Annotated in this window: 10 protein-coding genes; all 10 read right to left on the reverse strand. The window is 58.8% G+C overall.

The genetic code is table 11. From position 1 onward, the window contains the following. Nucleotides 1–1587: 1587 nt before the first annotated feature. The 10 genes from A3AS_RS0136350 to A3AS_RS0136385 all read right to left on the reverse strand — a co-directional run bounded on the left by A3AS_RS0136350 (nt 1588) and on the right by A3AS_RS0136385 (nt 14235). Nucleotides 1588–2907 (reverse strand): peptide ligase PGM1-related protein, encoded by a 1320-nt coding sequence (locus tag A3AS_RS0136350; RefSeq protein ID WP_018322370.1) that lies wholly within the window; start codon nt 2905–2907, stop codon nt 1588–1590. Between the two features lie 163 nt (nt 2908–3070). Further along, a complete protein-coding gene (locus tag A3AS_RS0136355) occupies nt 3071–4606 on the reverse strand; it encodes a class I adenylate-forming enzyme family protein (RefSeq protein ID WP_026202733.1) in 1536 nt (511 codons plus the stop codon). A gap of 159 nt (nt 4607–4765) precedes the next feature. Next, complete coding sequence (locus tag A3AS_RS47930; RefSeq protein WP_157644483.1) at nt 4766–5029, reverse strand: hypothetical protein; 264 nt, start codon at nt 5027–5029, stop codon at nt 4766–4768. A gap of 981 nt (nt 5030–6010) precedes the next feature. Further along, nucleotides 6011–7135 carry a M20 family metallopeptidase gene (locus A3AS_RS0136360; protein WP_018322372.1) on the reverse strand — a complete coding sequence of 375 codons (1125 nt, stop codon included), beginning with the start codon at nt 7133–7135 and terminating at the stop codon, nt 6011–6013. Between the two features lie 544 nt (nt 7136–7679). After that, nucleotides 7680–8204, reverse strand: a complete 525-nt coding sequence (locus A3AS_RS0136365; protein ID WP_018322373.1) for a flavin reductase family protein — start codon at nt 8202–8204, stop codon at nt 7680–7682. 408 nt (nt 8205–8612) lie between these two features. Next, a complete protein-coding gene (locus tag A3AS_RS46065) occupies nt 8613–8798 on the reverse strand; it encodes a hypothetical protein (RefSeq protein ID WP_018322374.1) in 186 nt (61 codons plus the stop codon). A 255-nt stretch (nt 8799–9053) separates the two neighbouring features. Next, on the reverse strand, nt 9054–10067 hold the full coding sequence (gene trpD / locus A3AS_RS0136370; protein WP_018322375.1) for an anthranilate phosphoribosyltransferase: 1014 nt from the start codon (nt 10065–10067) through the stop codon (nt 9054–9056). A 584-nt stretch (nt 10068–10651) separates the two neighbouring features. Further along, nucleotides 10652–12259 (reverse strand): acyl-CoA carboxylase subunit beta, encoded by a 1608-nt coding sequence (locus A3AS_RS0136375; protein WP_018322376.1) that lies wholly within the window; start codon nt 12257–12259, stop codon nt 10652–10654. A 1-nt stretch (nt 12260) separates the two neighbouring features. After that, complete coding sequence (locus A3AS_RS47935; RefSeq protein WP_018322377.1) at nt 12261–12764, reverse strand: biotin/lipoyl-containing protein; 504 nt, start codon at nt 12762–12764, stop codon at nt 12261–12263. 1 nt (nt 12765) lies between these two features. Further along, nucleotides 12766–14235, reverse strand: a complete 1470-nt coding sequence (locus A3AS_RS0136385) for an acetyl/propionyl/methylcrotonyl-CoA carboxylase subunit alpha (protein WP_018322378.1) — start codon at nt 14233–14235, stop codon at nt 12766–12768. Between the last annotated feature and the right edge of the window lie 3588 nt (nt 14236–17823).

The following is a 17823-nucleotide window of genomic DNA, read 5'->3' on the forward strand; positions in this document are numbered from 1 at the left end:
CGGTACTGCGGAGCTAAACAGTGTGGCCCTAAGCAGCGTCGCCGAGGTCGCTTGACAACGGACGGGCCGCAGCGAGCGAGCCTTGGCGCTGCTTTCTTAAGGAGCGCCGCGCAATTTCTTCCTCGTGAGCCGGAGAGCGCTTCGAGTCCTGTTGATCGTTTCGATTTGGACAAGGGAATTCACACGTCTGCGCGGCACCAAACGCACAAAGCGCCTAGCATATTGCTCCGCTGATGAAGCGCGGCCGCGAAACGCACCGTCGTCTTCGGCGATGCGACGCAAGGCATCGCAACTTGCCATCATTTCATTTAACAAACACGAATGTCCGTTCGGTTCGCACTTTGCCAACGAGTGGAAGCCGTCAACGATCCTGCGCCAAACTTCAGATTGCAGAACGGCTCAAGGCCTTGTCCGTCCCTCCGAAGCCGAGGCCACGACGGCGCGAGCCGCCGAACAAGGCGCGGACGTGATCACACTCGGTCAGGGCGAATCCGATTTCGAAACTTCACTTGCTGCCTGCGAGGCCGGCATCTGCGCAATTCGCGGCGGGCCGACGAAATGCACTCGCGGGGAGCAGGCAGCTGCGCGGGGCAGTCCGCGGACTTCAGTCGCGATCACGGGCTCGATTCCAGTATCGATCAGACCACGGTCCTTTGCGGCGCGAAGCAGGTCGTGTTCAACGCGAACTTTGCAAGTCTCGATACCGGGGCAACGGCGGTTCGGAGGCCGACGCAATGACTGGTTGGTGCGTTCTGTATGACACAGGACCCTTGACTCTGGTCAAGCCATCAATCTCGTCCAGAGTCGAATCTTTTCCCACAGGCGCTCGATCGCGCAATATGCAGCTGTCGAGGCGCTGTCTGGCGTCCGGGGTTCATCTGAGGCAATTCGCGCGCGTTTCCGCAACGCCGCGAACTCGTAGTCGCTAAGCTGAACCAGGCGGAAAGACCATCGCGCCCCTTACGCGGCGCATTTTACGTTTTTTCCTCCTGCGCCGGTTTGATCGGCAAACGCACGCCGGGCGGCAAGGTGACAGAGACTGACAGCCATGTTCATATCTTCTCGATGCGTTTGGGTCCCTGTAGTGGCCCCGGCGGCTTCCTGGCCTCGCCGTACATTCGCATCTCCCATGCTTCCTCGCTTGAGGATCTCACCCGCGCCTGCGATCGGATCATCACCGCTTGCCGCCCTATCTTGAAAGACTTCCCATGTCCCCTGCCAAAGCCAGCGCGCCCGGATGGCCGAAAGCGATCTTGTCCACATTATGCCAGCGCATAGCCCGGTATAGCGATCCTCGCGGAGGAAGCCGGTTTCGATGGGCTGTGGGCCTCCGGTTCGAACTGACATGAGCCTGATCGCGATGGCAGAGCATCTGGATATGCTGCGAGCAATCGCCGGGCGCACGACGATACCGATCGTGGCCGACTTCAGGAGCGACTTAAGGATGGCCGCGATTGGGGCTGACAGAGCTCGAGCAAGACGAAGCAGACATTCACGTCACGTCGTCAGCTATCGGTTTGGGCGCGCGACCGAAAGCAGGGTCAAGTTCGGATGAATTGACCGGTTGAAGATATGGTCACTGGGATCTCAAAAAACCATTCTCAGTAGCCGGTGCTGCAGATCGCGGGCCGCGGGCCTATCGCGCGCAATCACAAGGCACTCCACCGTGCCAGCCTCTTCGTCGGCGGCAAGCGGAATCACGCCCTCCTTGCGTGTGCGGTCGAACAGAAATCCTTCCTTGACGAAACGATCATGCGCTGTTTGGAGGGATCGTGATCGAACATTCCTCGCGGATAAAATAACGTTGCAACCGGAATAGTCGAAGCCCAGCAACCGGACGGCAATGCTGTGTAATACCGAGCCGCCACCCCAGCGGCCGTTCGCTTCATTAAACAGCAACCGTCCGTCATCCGCGAAAATGGCGTCAATGTTGATCATTCCGCGATATCCCAGGTCTCGCGCAAGCGCCACAAATCGGTAGGCATGCGCCTGGGCAGTCAACCATTGCTCGTTCCCGAGGTCGCTTGGAAGCTCAAGTCCTGTCCAGATCAGAGCTCTTTCGGATCGATCCGTGCTTTTACGCAGACGTATGTTTCCACTGTTCATGAAAACAATTGAACCATCATCCTCGATTTCATACTCGAGATAGAACAAAGACCCGGCCAAGTGGTACGATTCCACGACCAGCGTCTTACACGATTCTGTTGTCATCTCAGACCAAAGCGCGTCAGGATCAAACGACGACCATGAAATTTGCCGGGTATCTCTTGCCCCAGGAAGTGGATCGCTTTCATTGCCGGTCAGGATGACATTTCCGACTCCACCGGCTCCATTGTCCAGCTTTACAATGACGCTGCCGGTCTCGGATCTGAGGGAAGCGACCGCTCTGAATAGTTCGTTTGAGTCCGTCGTGACAGATCCATTGGGTAGCGGAAGTTCGACGCTTGTCGCCAATTGACGGAAGTGGCTCTTGCGGTTCAACAGATCAGGCCCTCGCTGCAGAGCGAAGTCGTCGCCGGTCTGCGGTATGCCCAGCATGGCCGCCAAGCGTGCGACGCCTTCAGTAGAGTAGCAGGGATACAATCGCCAGGTTGATTTCTGGCGAATATGTCTGTTGATTCGCTCAACAACAGTCTTGGACAGCAGTGTGCAATCATCAAGGACCGGCGATTGGCGGCCGCCTTCAGGTACAAGCAGACAAAGGCTCGATACGTCGAAATCGAGCGTCGCGCCAATGAAGGATAGCAGATCCGCCGGGATGACTACCGGGGAAACTATCAGGTCGCCCTCCTGAGCAAACCACGCTGAACGGTATGCCGAGTCGGCGGCCAGCGAAAGTTGAGCTGGTGTCAGATCAGCGCCCGACATTTGAGCCGTGCCGGCATTCAGGATCAAGATCCGCGGCATCCGCGACCTCCGGGCATTTGGACGCGATCAGGCAGGATCGTCATGCCAACAATGGTGAACTTGTTGCGCCGTGGTGAGGCACTGAGCGAAGGTTGATTTGGCGCCGTCTCGACGTCACCTGCGATGTAGCGGGAGAGCACGGCCCGCCTCCAATCTGCCGATCTCAATTGATGGCTCCTTTCGGGCTTGACCGCGTAGCGATTTCCTTCAGCAAAAAATGCTGGATCTTGCCCAACGCGGTTTTCGGTAGTTCTTGTGTGAAAATGATTTCGCGCGGCACCTTAAAACGGGCGAGCTGTGACTGGACATGCGCTATCAGCGCTTCCGCCTCGATCCGGGCCCCAGGTCGCCTGATCACATAAGCGACCGGTACTTCTTCCCAGCGCGGATCGGGTCGACCGACCACGGCGCATTCCACGACATCCGGATGGCCCGTAAGCACACGCTCTACTTCTGCCGGATAGACATTCTCTCCGCCCGAAATGATCAGGTTTTTCTTGCGGTCGTGGACCCAAAAATATCCATCTGCGTCGCAGCGGCCAATGTCCCCAGTGCGATACCAACCATTGCTCAAAGCCTCACGCGTCGCCTGTTGATTGCCCCAATATCCGCAAAAAACGTTGGGCCCACGGATTGCGATCTCGCCTGGAGTACCGGGCGGCAACTTGCTGCCCGAATCATCGATGATCGCCGCTTCGCAGCAGAGACCTGCCTGGCCGCTTGAGCCCTCAGGCACGAGATCTCCGCCGAGCTTCGTATACACAGCGATCGGGCAGGTCTCCGTCGAACCGTAAACCTGCAGGACTGGCACGCCGCGCGCGACAAAGCGCTCGACAAGGTGCTGAGGCACCATCGTCGATCCGGTACAGATTGCTCTGAGTGAGGATAGGTCGGTGCTTTCCCATCGACCGTTGCTGGTCAGGGCTTGCATCATAGCTGGCACCAGGGCTGCCAGCGTCGGCCGGTCACGCTCGAACGCATCAAGCATGGTCTCCGGCGTAAAGCGGGTGTGGATAGTCACCGTCGCGCCGTGATGCAAACTCGGCGTCGACTGGATGTTCAAGCCACCGACGTGGAAAAACGGCAAAACAGCCAGCGCGTGATCGGCCGAGGTGAGGTCGTGCATGTGCTGACTCATGATGCCGTTCCACAGCAACGCTTCCTGACGCAGCACGGCGCCTTTCGGTCGCCCTGTGGTGCCCGAAGTATAGACGATCAGAAGCGGGCAAGACGGGTCCGCTCGTGGATTGCGTCCGTTACCACAGTCTCCGTCCAGGAGATCGTCCAACTTGCTGCCGCCGAGAGGCGTAAAGTCCAACCCGACAAGAGAGGCATGGGGCACTTGCTTCGTCAGGACAGGCAAAGCTGCGTCGAACGACTGCTCAAGAACGAGCGCTTTTGCCCCTGAGTCTGACAAAATAAAAAGGTGCTCGGCGGCCGCAAGGCGCCAATTCAATGGTATGAGGATTGCGCCGAGCCTCGCGCAGGCATAGAGCAGCGCCAGATAATCAGGCCTGTTGAGGCTGAGGATCGCGATCCGGTCTCCCCTTTGGACGCCGAGCTGGCTCTTGAAGGCGCGAGCGATCCGCTCGATCCGTCGATTGAGGCTGACGTAGCTGAGAGTCCTCCCTTCGAAATGGATCGCGGTTTTGTTGGGAGTGTACGCAGCGTTTCGCTCGATCAGTGTGCAGAGATCCAACTTGTCATCCATGTGCCTCAGGCCCGCACAGTAGGTTTGTCCCGATGCGCTTCAGCCGCAACCCGGAATTGCTCGGCGAGGCCCCGATCACATGCTTCGGTTGACCTTTGTACACGCTACGATCACACGGCCTTGGCTGAGCCCGGTTCTTGATGGTTGTCATGGGTTGCGAACAATGGATATTGCTTGAGGGATCTCGGCCGATTCATCACTCATTCTGTTCTGCTGGGCGGCGGTCGTGTGCATCTGTCCGTAGTGATAGGCACACCACGAAGACAGTTTCTTGCCGCGTCGTTGATATACAGGCTCGCCGCACATATAGGCCGCTCTGGCATCTCCATCTTTGAAGCCGATGATGCAACGGCATTGGCCTTCAATATGGTCGATTAACAGGACCTTCTTGACGCCGTCGGGCTCTTTCAACTTGCTGCTCCATAATGCCAAGCAATATCTTCCGATGACGCGCTGGTCACGCGGAGCGACAATTGCAGCTCAGGCACTTTGAAAACCTGCGCCGTTCTGAGGCCCGCCGTCTGTCGCACCTTTGCGCGATGGAAATGCCTTGCCAGCCACGGGAAAGCAGTTTGAACAGAGCGGAAAGCCGGTTCGGCGAACTGATTTTGGCGCGGTGTCGCAGGAGGGGGTTGTTTCAGATTCGGGAAGCAGCGCCCCCCCGCAGGGGCTTCGGATGGAGGTCTGCGTCGATCAATTCTGACCTCGTCGGCTCTCTGGTGGCCCGGCCCAGGACAGCCACATAGTACCAGTTCCGGAATGCCGAACCATTCAAAGCTGCGTGCGAGCCGTCGCGCCGCAATCGTGACTCGCTGCATAGCCCTTCCGGCCGACCCCCGACCGGGGATGAGGATCATGACCGACCATCGGGGCGTGGATCTGACCAGCTGAGACATTCGCAATCCTTCACAATCCCGGCGGCAGACCAAGATCCAACTTCAAGACCGTACAACTTAACGTTACGTCCGATTCAAGCCCTTTTAGGCAGCGGTGTGAACGTGGCCAAGCTCTCAGGCTGCCGGAAACGGGCCGTCGGCCGGTCTGCTGTCGGACGCGTTCAGCGCTGCGATTTGCGTCAGGAAAGTTCGTCTTCCCTTGAGATCAGGGTCGCTGCCGATGAGCCCGGAAACGCTCGCCTTTCCGCGACCACGTGCTCACTGCCCTTGGAGCGGATTGCGCGCCTGACGTCCTGCCGTCATTGAATAGCTCAGTCACTTCTGTCCGGCGCTGACCCTGCAATGCCAAGTGCGGCATCCGACCGATAGTTTCGATCAGGTCGCCTGATGGGGCGCAGCCTGTTGCTCTTTGGGCGTTCGAGGAACGATCCCGCGAATGTGCCGGCGGCCGTCATCCAACGCACGTCGCGGTTGCTGAGTTCGCCTGGTGCCGGGATTATCGCAGCGTCTGATAGAGGCGGTACAGCAGCCGCGCGCGAGGTTCAATCGACGAGATGTAGAGTTGCTCATAATGCGTATGCGCGCCCTTGCCGTCGACGCCAAGGCCGTCAAGGGTCGCGGTATGCGGCGCGGTGAAATTGCTATCGGAGCCGCCGCCGCTGAACGCGTCGAGCAGCTCGAAGCCAAGCTCGGCGGCAAGATTTTTGGCGTGTGCGTAAAGCGCGGCACCGGCGCTGGTCTTCTCATATGGCGGACGGTTCAATTCGCCTGATACCTTCACGCTGACGCCCTCGGTGCGCGAGCTGATGCCGAGAATCTTCGGCACCAGCTCGTCGGCATGGGCCATGGTCGGGACGCGCATGTCGACTTGCGCATAGGCCAGTTCCGCGACCACGTTAGGCCTGGTGCCGCCGCGGACGACGCCGACATTGACGGTGATACCGCGTGTGAGATCGTTCATCGCCTCCAGCGTCTGGATCACATGGCCGAGTTCCCGGATCGCGCTGCGGCCGTCCTCGGGGCGTGCGCCGGCATGCGCGGGCGCGCCCTTGATCAATACGTCGAAGCGCGCAACGCCCTTGCGCCCGGTGACGACCTTGCCGCCGTCGCGCGCCGGCTCGGTCACCAGCACGTATTTGGCCTGGCGGCCCTCGGCCTCGATCAGCGCGCGCGAGGTTGGGCTGCCGATCTCTTCGTCCGAGACGTAGAGCTGGGTGATGCCGAGCGGTGGGCGTACGTCGTCGGCGCAGATTTGCCGGAATGCGTGATAAGCGAGGTAGGCGCCACCCTTCATGTCGTAGATGCCGGGGCCGAACGCACTGTCGCCGTCGATCTTGAATGGTAGCCGTGCGATAGATCCCATCGGATGAACGGTGTCGAGATGGCTCAACACCAGAATGCCCGGTACGCCCTGCCCCCAAGAAGAGCGGGTGACCAGATGATCGCCGCAGCCGTCACGCCCCGCAACGCGCTCGACGCTGGCCGGCAGGTCGCGATAGCCTGCTGCGACGACATCAGCCAGTTTGTTGATTTGATCCGGCCGCTCCGTCGGAGATTCGATCACGACCCAGCGGCGAATGCCCTCCAGAATCGGGGCGATTTGGAACGCGTTGCTGGACATAGTTGTTTGACGCCTTTGAATTCCATTGTCATCGCTTCTGCAAGATCATGACATCACCCCGTGTACTCACATCAGAATCGAGGCCGAACATCTAGAAAGTCGCCAACCGTTGTGACCCAGGTGTGCCTCTCGGATCCGATCTTGGTGCGGCAACGATGTACGCGCCTGTCGATTTTAACGGAGCTACCAAAGCTGGTAGTTTTCGACGGGATTATGCGCCCCAAGAAGAAGGCCGTTCTGGCTTGGCCGTTCTGGTGAGCTGTAATTATTCTGATCAGGACCTTCCTGCGACATCCGCGCTAATCGCGTTGTCTTGACCAGATGACCCCCGCGCGACTTAGAGCGGGGGGTCGCCGGCCAGCCCCAGCATAGCACGAGCGGCGAAGCGGAAATCGCCGGAGCTGAGGGGACCCGTCAATACGAGCTCTAGTCTGTGAAACCAGTTGCAGGCCGGGCGACTTGTTTGATGACTGTCGTTAGAAGCGACTAGGCATTGAGGCCATCCACCGTTCTGCCCTCCCGACGGCATCTGCGCAAGCCGCACTCAGTCAAGCAGTAACGTTCGAAGTGCGCCCCGGAAGTTGATCAATGGATTTCCACGGCCTTCTCGGGTCGCGATAATTCGCCCGATAAAGATGGTATGTGTGCCAAGCACCTTGTGGTCATACAAGACGCATTCGAGCGCGCAAAATGCGTTCGGCAATAGCGGCACATCGAGCACGCCCTGATTCCAGGGCGCGGTATCGAAACGGTGAGCGCCTTTCGCCCCCTCCCGACCGCCAAAACGCAGGGCAAGGTCCTCCTGGTCACTGCGGAGAAGACTGACTCCAAATCTGCCGCTGGCAAGGATCTCATCATGTGCCTCGGAGCGGGCATTGATGCCAACGACCAGGCACGGCGGCTCCATGCAGATGGACGTCACAGAACTCACCGTCAGTCCACGTCGTCCGGCTGCCGTTCCGGTCGTCACGATGGCGACACCGCTCGCCAGATTTCGCATGGCCTGACGAAACTCCGCCGGTTGAATAGACGGCATTTCCCGAATCGCAGGAGAGAACTGGTGGCTCATGATCCGCCTCTGGAGTTGTACCCCATTTCTAATGTCTCCGTATCCAGAGACGACTTTGGCTCCTATTGGGCCCGTAATGAGGTACCCGGTGTCGGAATTGCGTGACGAGTAAGCTCAGATGTCGTCTGGATCAGCTACATTCATGGCCGGACGGACGTGCAATATCTCGCCTCGTTAAGCCGGATCGGCGATACCAGCGACGGAACTGAGAATTGCCGCCGTCACGTGTTTGGACAGGACCCTCCTGAATCAGGAAACCGCGCTGAGCAGCCCGGCGACGCGCCAGTGCACATGGAGCCGTGGTCGCGATCCGAGCAGCTGGGCTGCAACCTCGCTGGGCGCCCGTGCGGCCGATTGCGGTACCGGCGCCTGCCAGAGTTTCTCCGCATGTAGACGGCATCGGCGCACCTAATGCGCTCTTAGGAGAACACGCTTTTTTGCCTCGAGAAGATGCTCATCGAGCGTCGCGTGCAGCGCACCCCGCAGCTCCGGCGGAATCGAACTATCTGTATCGATCAATTCCCGAAACTTCCGAATGATGTGTTCTATCTCTGCAATAGATCCAAGTGTTTCAATCCTCTGCCAGGACATCATCGATTGTCTCCTTTGGCGCGCAGCGTGCTTCGTCGCCGCCCGTCACCTCGGCAACCCCGACTGCAACAGGGTCTCGTCGGTAAAAAATGGCTCTCGGGCCACGTGCTCAGCGCGAATTGCTTTGATCGGGGCGAGCGCAGGCGGCGCACGCTCCCTCAAATCCCGCAGAAGGGACGCGCATTCGTGGCTGCAATATTTTCGCGCTCGTGCGCAGCAGTCTTGGTCGGAATACTGGAACATCGGCCAGCTCGGCTGTCACGCGTTCGAAACCGCGATTAGCCGCTTCAGCCGAGCGGCTGCGCCGCCGCCATCAAGTGATTCTTGTCCAAGTGCTACGCCTTCCTGCAGGGTCGAGGCCCGTCCGGCCACGACCAATGCCGCCGCCGCGTTCAAAAGCGCGGCGTCGCGAAATCGACCTGATTCGCCATCAAGCACATTTTGCAGGGCAACGGCATTAGCCTCGGCATCGCTGCTCTCCAGCGCGTCGTTGCGGCAGCGGGGGAGCCCGGCTTCTTCCGGCGCCACTTCGAAGGTGCGGACTGTACCCGCCTCAAGCGCAGCGACAAAGGTTGGACCGGTGAGGGTTATTTCGTCGAGCCCGTCCGAGCCATGAACAACCCATACCGACTCAGCACCAAGGTTCTTCAAGACGTACGCCAGAGGCTGCACCCATTCGGGAGAGAATACCCCAACGATCTGCCGCTTGACCTTGGCCGGATTGGACAGAGGCTCGATCAGATTAAAGATCGTGTGGGTTCCAAGTGCGCTGCGGATCTGCCCGATGCGCTGCATCGCCGGATAATGGGCTGACGCAAACATGAAGCCGATGTCGGCTTCCTGCACACAACGTGCGATGGCCTCAGGCTTGAGATCGACCTTCACACCGAGGCGCGCCAACACGTCTGCGGCGCTTGAACCCGAAGACGCAGTGCGGTTGGCATGCTTGGCCACAGGAATGCCGGCCCCGGCCACGATGAAGGAAGCACACGTCGAAACGTTGGCCGAATACATAGGGGTGTCGCTCGTGCCAGCGATACCGACGGGGTCGCATGCCGCCTCGACGCGCGGCCTTCTGTTCCGCATCGCGGAGGCGGCGCCGGTGACTTCTTCGACCGTCTCGCCCCGGACCCGCATCCCCATCAACAAGGCGCCGATTTGCGAGGGAGTCGCGTAACCCGACATCACGCTGTCGAAGGCTGACGCAGTTTCCTCACGCGTCAGAGTGGCGCCGGTGGCAACTTTGCCGATGATCGATTTAAGCGCTTCCATCGAACTTTACACATTCCTTGTCCAAACCTAGGGCTCTTCCGTTCAACCAGGCATCGTTGAGACCTGGCACCGGTTGCCTTGATGCAGCTGCCCGTCCCATCCGCAACGCGCCATGGCCTCATTGATGCTCGAGGCTGCAGTCGGTTGAGTGTGCGCACCCTTGGTGAGGCTACAACCTGACGCTACGTGAGGGTCAAGCTCTCCATTTCGGTGGTGCCGTCGAGAGGAGATCGTCGGCCAATTAGAACACTGCAGTTGCTTGACGCCAAGACCGATGGCACTGTCTCGCGCCCGCTTGCCGCTTCCGCAGCGGCCTCTTTACCGCGGTGTTCCGGCCGGATCACCGCATCCTTCAAAGCATTTTAGCTTTCCAGCGCCGGCATCGTGGAGCGTTGAAGCGGCTTCTTCTGCCTGCTTCGAGGCTATCGGTGCTGGGTAGATCGAGCCCGATCTCAGCTGGCTGTACAAAATGCCCCCACCTGATTGTAAATGAAGCTGCGCAGGGCAGCCCTCATAGAGCGATCGACGCGTCCCGTTGATCCGCCCGCATCTCAGGCGGTGAGCCGCCCGTGTTCGGTCCTGCCTTACAGTCGGAATACGCCGTACTGCGGCGCGTCGATCGGCGCATTGAGCGAAGCGCTCAATGCGATTGCGAGGGCAGTTCTGGTATCGACAGGATCAAGAATGCCGTCGTCCCAGATTTCCGAGGTCGCATAATAGGCACCTGACCGCTCGCGATATTCTTCAAGAATCGGCGCTCGAATGGCTGCCAATTCCTGGTCCGAGAGGCGCCCTCCGGCCCGAGCCAATTGTCTCGCCTTGACGTGGGTGAGAACTCCGGCGGCCTGTTCGGCGCCCATCGCGGATATCTGAGAATTCGGCCAGCTGAACACGAATCGAGGATCAAACGCGCGTCCCGACATAGCGTAAGTTCCCGCGCCGTGCGAGCAATTACAAATGATCGTAAACTTCGGCACGGACGCTCCGGACACCGCCATGATCAGCTTGGCCCCGTCCTTGGTGATCCCACGCTGTTCATATTCGCGGCCGACCATAAACCCCGTGACGTTCTGCAGGAAGAGCAGGGGCGTCCGGTTCTTGTCGCACAGTTGAATGAAATGAGCCCCCTTTAGCGCGCTGTCGCCGAACAGCACGCCATTATTGGCGAGGATTCCGATTTGATATCCATGAAGCCGCGCAAAGCCGCACACGAGTGATGTCGCATAGCGCGGCTGGTATTCTTGAAATCGGCTGCCATCGACCAGACGAGCGATGATCTCTCGCATGTCGAACTGCGCTCGCGTGTCCTTTGGAATGATCCCGTAGAGTTCGGACGCACTATAGGCGGGCGGCTCGGGCGCTACTCGATCGATCGAGGTCTTCGCTGGTTGGTGGAAACGAGCAACGACGTCGCGGGCAATCGCAATTGCATGGATCTCGGAGTTTGCGAAGTAATCACTGGTGCCCGACACGCTGGTGTGCATGAGCGCGCCGCCAAGTTCTTCGGCGGACACTTGTTCGCCGGTGGCAGCCTTCACAACCGGAGGGCCGCCCAGAAAAATCGCTCCAGTACCTTCGACGATAATGTTGTATTCACTAAGCGCCGGGACGTAGGCCCCTGCCGCGGTGCAGTGGCCCATGACGATGGCGACCTGCGGCACTGCCATCTTCGAGAGAACGGATTGATTGCGGAGAATTCGACCGGCATGGTAGCGATCAGCAAAGAATTCCGCCTGTAGAGGCAGGAACCCGCCGGCGCAGTCGCACAGGTGAACCACCGGCAGACGGTTTTCGATCGCTATGTCCAGGGCCCGCACGATCTTCTTGACCGAGAGCGGATACCATGCGCCGCTCTTCACGCTGGCATCGTCGGCGTGAACAATAACTTCTCGTCCCGCCACAATGCCGATGCCGACGACCTGGGCGGCGCCGGGCACCTCGCCGTCGTATGCCTTGTTAGCCGCCAGCGTCGAAAGCTCCAGGAACGGAGTTTCCGGATCGAGCAAGGCCGCGAGTCGCTCACGAACAAACAGTTTATTCTGTCGACGCAGCCGCTCGAAGTCCCGCTCGGGCCGGTGGAAGCGGGCAACGCGTTGGCGCTCCTTCAATTCGGCGGCAAGTTGTCTGTTGTGCAGGTCGTTGCGACGAAATTCCTGCGAGTTCACATTCGCCACGGAACCGATCCGCTGCATTTCAGCGCCCTTCTTTGGAGAGCGTGACCAGCACAACGTCGTGCTCGAAGCTCTCACCTTCCTTGACGTGAATTCGATCGACGATGCCATCCTGTGGTGAGCGTATGATCGTTTCCAGCTTCATGCTCTCAATTGTCATCAGTGCCATTCCCGCCGACACCGATTGACCAGACGAAACTGTGATTGCAACAACAAAGCCAGGCATCGGCGCCCGGGCCACCAGAACGCGAGTCTCGTTATTCCCGGAAGCGGACGCTCGCAACGGGTCATTGTAGCGCAAAATGCGCGTCCTGCCGCAGATGTGGAGGTGAATGAGCTCCCCCTCGATGGCGAACCTGACCGGTTCGCTCTCGCCCGCAATGGTCAAGATGCCGCTGCTGTCGCTGCGATGGGTGAACGCAACAGGGGCAATCACCTGGTCTCGCAGATGAAGCCGGTAGCCCTGCTGGCTGGATGAAAGCCACAATTCATGATCTACGCCGTCGACCTCGAATGAGTGATACACGTCAATTTCTCCAACTGCCGAGTGCTGCGTGAAGCTCGGGCACGGCGTCGGCCGCTTCGCGGACCGGTCTCGTCAGGAGAGCCGCCGATGCCAGGAACGCAGACATTCCGGCAGCAAAGTTGCGCGCTGCGAGATCTGGGTTTTCTTCCAGGTATCCCGTATGGAACTGACCGCCAAGAAATGCCTCATCGCAAAGAATCCGGGCGAGCAAGTTCGCGTTCGTCTCGCACCCAAGCAGAACCAGTTCGCGAACGGCGCGATGGGCTTTCAGAGCAGCCTCTATGCGGCTCGGTGAATGCACGATGATCTTGGCGAGCATGGGATCGAACGCCGGCGTGATGTGCTGGCCTTGCATGATGCCGCTGTCGATTCGTACGCCATCCGGATACTCGAGAAGAAGTACTTTGCCGGTGGTCGGGACGTATCCGCGTTCGGGAGCTTCCGCGCAAAGCCTGAGCTCGATTGCGTGCCCATTTGAAACAATGTCGGACTGCGAAAGTGCAAGTTCGCGGCCCGCTGCCGCATAGATTTGTTCGGCGATCAGATCGACGCCGGTGATCATCTCGGTCACCGGATGTTCGACCTGCAGGCGTGTATTCATTTCCAGAAAGTAGAACTCTCCGCCGCTGAAAATGAACTCGACCGTTCCTGCATTCTGATAGTTCGCTGCACGGGCGATGCCGACGGCGGTCTCGCAAATCCGGGTCCGCAATTCTGGTGATAGCGCTGGCGAGGGCGTTTCCTCGATGATCTTCTGGAAACGGCGCTGTACCGAACATTCGCGCTCGAAGAGATGGACCAGGTTACCGAAGGAGTCACCGAGCACCTGTACTTCAATATGTCGCGGGCTTTCGATATATCGTTCAACATAAAGTCGGCCATCTCCAAAGTAGCGACGCGCTTCACTGCTCGCCTGCTCGATGGCTGCCTCCAACGTAGCAAGGTCTCGTACAATTCGCATTCCCTTGCCGCCACCGCCCCCTGATGGCTTCACGAGCAAAGGAACTCCAATAGCCCGCGCTCTCGAAACGAATGTCGCCGGATCATCTTCCTCGATGGCGCAGGGTGCGACTGGAAAGCCGTTGCCCTGAACGAAATTACGGGCGCGGATCTTGTCGCCCATTAGCTCGATAGTTTCTGGAGCGGGTCCGATGAACGCAATGCCGGCCTTTATCACTGCCCTGGCGAATTCCGCACTCTCAGAAAGCATTCCATAACCCGGATGTAGCGCGCCGGCGTTCGCCTTGTGGGCGGCAGCGATGATCTGCGCGATGTCCAGATAGCTTGCGATCGGCGTGCGGCCGCTGATCGGAATAGCCAAGTCGGCCATTGAGACGGCCGGGCTTCCCGCGTCAACCTCGTGGTAGGCAATTGCAGAACGAAGTCCAAGCTTGTGCAACGTTTTGATGATACGTACGGCTATCTCACCCCTATTGGCGATCAGAACTGTATCGAAGGGTAATTTGTGCATTCGCCTATCCGGACAAGCGCGATTGAACCAGAGCGTCCGTCAATGTGGGCGGCCTTGCTCGTCACCTGACCTCGCGTGACCGTCCTGCAGGTCAGGCTGGGACCACGTCTGGGCATGAGGCAAGCGAAACAGGCCGCCACATCCTTCACCTCGAGTCGCTGCTTCTCTTGTCAGTGTCTCGCACGGAGATCACGTAGCGACATTGCTGACTGAGGCTCGCTTGCTTGGATCTGAGGCAGGCAGTGATAGCGGTGCGATCTGGTATGTGGTTGCTACAAAGGCGGAACACGTCCTGAGTGCAAGCCTCTTTCTCTTCAGCGGTCGGCGTTTGATCGCGCGCGTTGACCGGCCCCGGGATTACAGCTGTCATTGCGAGGGCAAGAGCGATGGCGCAGTGGTAGATCTTGAGGCGCGAAGCCAACTGAGTGCGTTGATTTTGAGTCATGATATCCCTTCAACTCGGTGGGTCTGCGGTATTGTTGTTCCTGCGCGAAGCGCAACATGGCCTGTCAACCGGGAAACAGGCCGGAACTGCTTAAGTACGGTGCGCGCAAGCTCGTTCTCCCGCTTTTGCGGTCCTGACTGGACGGTGCTGGTCATCTGCCCGGCACGACAGAAACGAGACCTGCCGTAGTGGCGGAGCCCCACGAAGAAGGGAAGAACTGGCGGCTGAGCTGGCCCAGCAAGTGATCATTTGGAGCTTCCGGTGATTGTGCGTCGGTGCATGCCTGCGACGCCCGGTCGAAGGGGCCCGGGCCAGCTATCGCGAGGTAGAGAGATCAGGCAAAAGCCAGGTGCACTCAAGCCATTATTGATGATGCATGCGATCGTTCAGAGCGAACCATGATGGCGCGTGTCGAGGCTATGTTTGGTGTAATCGCGCCTGTGTTCCACCTTATGTGAAGACGGCGGGTGGGGTATCTGGGATGGAGCCTTCGTCTTGCGTCCGTTCCGGTGAGGCTACGGTGATGGGAGCGCCTGCCGTGCAGATCTCGAAACGCGCGATTACGTCCAGCCACGACAGGAGCAGCCTCCGATGAAGCGCGGACAAGAGTGCAGCTGGAAGATCGTATCGTCCTGATTGTGTCGTGCCAGGTGAGTTTAGATGTTTGAGACATTCGCAATTCTCATGACCTGTCAGCAAGCGTCTGGATTGTCGGAGGTGGTTCCCACTTGTCCAGGATCGTACAATCTGACGCTACGTGCGATTCAAGCCCCTTCGTGCGTCTGATCGTCTGAGGATGTCGGGGCTGTGCATTCTTCGTACAAACTTCGGCTGCAACGCGCACTTTGGTGTTTCGGAACAGCGGCTATGCATGGCGATTGTCCGCTTCGGCAACCGCGGCCACGAGCGTCGCTGTTACGTGATTATACGGAGCGCCGCTGTCGTATTTCTTTGATCTGCGAATTGCATGCTCGCGGCATGAATCCGAAAAGTAAACTCTACCAGCCCGACCACTGGCGAGCCCGTGCGGAAGCAACGCGAAAGAAAGCGGAAGCGCTCGCAGACGGCAAACCCAGAGACAGGCTGCTTAAGATTGCCATGGAATATGACAACCTGGCTCGGCGTGCCCACTTGTGGCAGACGCGCAGAGACGAGGACGATACGTGGCCTGAGCAAGAGCTGTAAAGCGTCGCTGCGGTTCGATAAAAAGCGCCCCAGCCGGTTGATCGCTACCCGACCAATGGCTAGGCAAATGTCGCTCAGCAGGCAAGTCAGCGGCGCTTGTACGGGACGGCGGCACCGTAGGGCGAGGCCCGACGGTCCTGTGCCGCGCTCTAGATCGCGACACGTACGTCGAGCGCTGAGCAGGCCGCCCAACGGCCACTTCAGGTCTACTCGTTTAGTCAGCTTCTCGAAAGCTAGTCCTCTTACCATGAGCATGCTGGAGCCCTAGACCTGCATTTGCAGTCAATGCGTCGCGCTGAACGAAAAGGCCGGATGACATCCACGCGTGGCAGTGTTGAGCTGTGACAGGTCAGTGTTTGGCACTTCGTCGCGGCTGCAATCCAGGCCGGCAAGCTGCCGGCATATCAGCTTCGTCAATTCGAGAGCGTCATGCCTCGCTATTTCGTTCGCGTCGGTCGGAAGGGCGGATTTTATGTCCAGGTAGCGGCGCCAGGTGTGGACTTGAACCAAGTCTGTGAAAGAGGTCTCCACGTGCGATTGATGGTGCGCATACGTTGCAGCCGCATACGAGAGGGTCCTCGCGCCGTTGCTATCGGCGAGATTATTTCAGAAGAACGCTCTGATGATCCAGTAGATACCGACCCAAAGCAGCGCATTTATGAGGAGTGCGGCCAGCGGCCAGAGGTTCCACCGCCTTTGCGCCTGCCGGGAGCGACAATCGGCGCCGTAATGCTTGATCGTTGGGTGCTTTGGTGCGCGCCAATGCGTCATTTCATCAGACGCCGCGCTGGTCCACGGAAAATTGCCAGGCTTTGCATGCCTCGTATCACTCATAAATTCGCAGTTCTCTTTCAAAGCGCGATTATCAGAATCCTTGTTTGTCGCGCGGCGAGCATCTGGCCGATGATATGCTCGCGCATCGCCGGTACAGGGAGGTCGCGTTCCGTCACCACAGCAATCTGCATGCCACGACGGAGAAGTGCCGGCATCGCTTTGATAGAAGAAAAAGCGCGTCTGTCAACGTTGACGACACGGAGTCGCTGCCCGTGGTCGGATTCGCGACGTCGACGTCTGAAAGACAACACCCGCACTAGCAGGAAAAGGGCGAGCGCTTCGCGAGCGCCATACCGGAAACAATGCGTTAGGAGTTGCATCGTAAGTGACGCGGGAAGATCGGCCGACGATCGCAGTTGCAGTCAATGAGATCGAGTAATCATTGTCTCTGATCGTTAGCTTACAAGGAGGCAGCGAGATGGCAGGCGATCCGCTGGATGTTATCAGCTCGAAGACGGTTCATGCGAGGGATCCGCGGCTCTGGTGCGAGCCCGTTCGATTTGGCCCCCATACAACTCAATCGTGGTCATATAGATGGCGCATTGGCACTGTTTCAGACTCGGCGAGAAGGTTGCGAATGATCAAGTACGACCTCACGAAGCAGCAATATCGCCGCGAAGCGTCACCTGGTGCCGCCACTGGTTTTGCGAGCCATCATGGAATGTAGATGTCAAAGGCCATTATAGGGAGCATGCCATGATGACGATCGATTCATTGAAGACGAGGTGACGGGCCAAGAGCAGCGGATTTCATGTGCTCAAGCAGGTCGCCATGAGACATGAATGGGCACGGGCACGAACGCTTGCTTAAAGCGCGAAAGCTCGATGGCAGACATTACTGTTGCTGATGCCCGCGCTCTGTTCGGCGATGTGCGGTCAGCACTGGCTGGCATCGATGAGCAAGATGCTTCGCATGGGAGGGGCTCGAAGACGCAGTTGTCCGATGAGCGAACCCGTCGGGCCACCATGAGTGGGAAGGTGCAATCCGCGGGCTGATTCGCCATCGCTCAGATCATGCACGGCTCATAGTCAGGCAATCAGCGGCGATTGAGAGCGTTCGTCGGCAACAATGCGAGCGTTAGAAGACTAATACAGGAGAACGAGTGATGATGGACATCTGCAGCT

The organism is Bradyrhizobium sp. WSM2793, assembly GCF_000379585.1.
Lineage (GTDB): Bacteria > Pseudomonadota > Alphaproteobacteria > Rhizobiales > Xanthobacteraceae > Bradyrhizobium.